Genomic DNA, 2,262 nt, shown 5'->3' with positions numbered 1-2,262 from the left:
CTGGCCCACAAGCTGCGGGCCTACACGCTTCAGGACCAGGGTCGCGACACCGTCGACGCCAACCTCGACCTCGGTTTACCGGTCGACACCCGCAAGTACGGTACGGGGGCCCAGATCCTCGTCGACCTGGGCATCACCACCATGCGCCTGCTCACCAACAACCCGGCCAAGTACGGCGGCCTGGACGGCTTCGGCCTCCAGATCGTCGAGCGGGTTCCCCTCCAGACCCGCCCCAACCCTGAGAACCTGCGCTACCTGACGACCAAGCGCGAGCGCATGGGCCACCTGCTGGAGCTGCCCACGGACGAGGAGAAGGTCACATGAGATTCCCTAGGTCAACCTCAGGTGGTCTGGAGCATCACCGCCCCTCGGTGCTTGGTGGGGTCATAGGGGGCGCGGTCTTGCCAGATGCGCCAGATCACCCGGACCCAGGCGCGGGCCAGGATGCGCACGGCGTGGGGATGGCGGCGGGTGCGGGCCAGGGCGTCGGCGTAGACCTTGGCCGCCCACGGCGAGGCATGGCGGGAGTCGTCGGCGAAGTCGATCAGGGCCGCCCGCAGCTGCTTATCGCAGGCCCAGCGGAACCCCACGCTGTGGTGGGTGCCAGAGGCACGAGTGACGGGAGCCACCCCACTCAGGGCGGCCAGGGCCTCTTCGTCAGGGAACCGCTGGCGCACGTCGCCGATCTCGCTGAGCAGCGCGGCCGCTCGGACACCGCGGCCGGCCCTGGGCAGGCTGGTGAACACGACCGCGTCAGCGTGGGCCTCCAGGCGCTCGGTCAGCTCACCGGTAAGCTCCTTTTCCTGCCTCGACAGGGTCTGGATGGCCTCCAGCAGGGCGTGGACGCACACCGCCCGGCCGTTGGCCTCGGTCAGGGTGATCCCGGCGGCGGGGGCCTGGTGCAGCCTGGCCAGCAGTTCGCCCACGGGTCGGCGGCCGCTGTAGGCGATGCGGCGCAGGAAGGCGTCCAGCCTGGCCTCGGTGAGCTGCTGAGCGGCGTGCCAGGTGGGGTAGCGGCGCAGGAAGGCCACGGCCACCGCCGAGTCCAGCCGGGCGAACAGGCCGACGGCGCCTGGGAAGCAGCGGTCCAGCTGCGCGGTGAGCTGGTTGACCAGCGCGACCCGGGCCTTGACCAGGTCCTTGCGGGTTCGCGAAAGGGCACGCAGGATCTTGGTCTGCTCAGAGTCTGGGGTCAGGGCAGCCAGCCGGTGCCCGTCGGTGCGCAGGCAGTCGGCCAGCACGTAGGCATCCCCTGGGTCGCTCTTGGCCCCAGCCGCGCCGTAGCGGGTCCGCAAGGCCTTGACCTGCCGGGGCGTGATCACCACCACGCGCAGTCCGGCCTCCAGCATGGCCTCCACCAGGGGGCCGTCGCCACGCTCGATGGCCACGCCGGCGATCTGCAGCTTGCCCAGCCGCTTGACCAGGCCGGTGAAGGTCTTGCCGGTGTTGGGGACCTGGAACCGGGCCCGGATGGCGCCGTCAGCGGCGACGATACACACCGCGTGGGTCTTGGTCGCCCAATCCACACCGGCGAACAACGGTTGCTGCTGCACAACTCTGCTCCTTGCTGGGAGGATGCGGGCACCGTCGGTGCCGGGGCGCCGTGCCGGATGCTCATTGCGTGGCGGTCCGACCCGCCTATCCCTAGCGCCGGTCCTGGTGCCCCGGCCCGCCGGTCGCCGCAGATCTCATGCTGGTCCTCACAGGACAAGCCGGCTGGGCGGTCGACCGACGGGCACCGAGGGTTCAGACGAGAACCTCCCGCACTCCCTCCCCCAAACACCAATCACCTGGGGAGGGTGCACCAATGAGCCGAGTGGCACACACCGGGCCAGCAGCGCTTACGCCCCCGACTCATTACAGAGACTTCGAGACCAGGTTGGCGGATCCTCCTGCTCCGGGTTCCTTCTCGGAGCAGGAGGTGGAGGGCCTGCCGGAGCCGGTCCGCCGCGTTCTGACCGCGTCGATCGCGCCCGGTGCGCCCCTGGCCCGGTCGGCGCGCTTTCGGATGAGCGGTTCCATCAAGCTGGGCAAGAGATGGATACCCTTCCGGGCCCGGCAGGTCCTGGCTCCGCACCACGGCCTCGTGTGGGCCGCCCGAGTCGGCGGGCTCCTCGCAGGTTCAGACCGCTATGCGGATGGCCAGGGAAGCATGGATTGGAGGATCCTCGGCCTGGTTCGTGTGGTACACGCGGAGGGGCCGGATACTTCCCGGAGCACCGCCGGCCGTGTCGGTGCCGAAGCCGTGTGGGTGCCCACGAC

General features: G+C 70.1%; 3 protein-coding genes. 2 read left to right on the top strand and 1 reads right to left on the bottom strand.

Annotated features, from left to right (window positions below):
* Positions 1–324, top strand: a 324-nt coding sequence (locus VF468_08650; protein ID HEX5878375.1) for a bifunctional 3,4-dihydroxy-2-butanone-4-phosphate synthase/GTP cyclohydrolase II, incomplete at its 5' end; no start/stop codon positions are given.
* A 17-nt stretch (positions 325–341) separates the two neighbouring features.
* Here the strand turns inward: VF468_08650 and VF468_08645 are convergent.
* Complete coding sequence (locus tag VF468_08645) at positions 342–1,553, bottom strand: IS110 family transposase (protein ID HEX5878374.1); 1,212 nt, start codon at positions 1,551–1,553, stop codon at positions 342–344.
* Between the two features lie 368 nt (positions 1,554–1,921).
* Between VF468_08645 and VF468_08640 the strand changes: the two genes are divergently transcribed.
* The coding region (locus VF468_08640) for a DUF6544 family protein (GenBank protein HEX5878373.1) at positions 1,922–2,262 on the top strand (341 nt) is incomplete at its 3' end.

This window comes from Actinomycetota bacterium, from assembly GCA_036280995.1.
Taxonomy (GTDB): domain Bacteria; phylum Actinomycetota; class CALGFH01; order CALGFH01; family CALGFH01; genus CALGFH01.
Note: the sequence above shows the minus strand (reverse complement) of the source record. Positions and strands in the feature narration are given on the sequence as shown.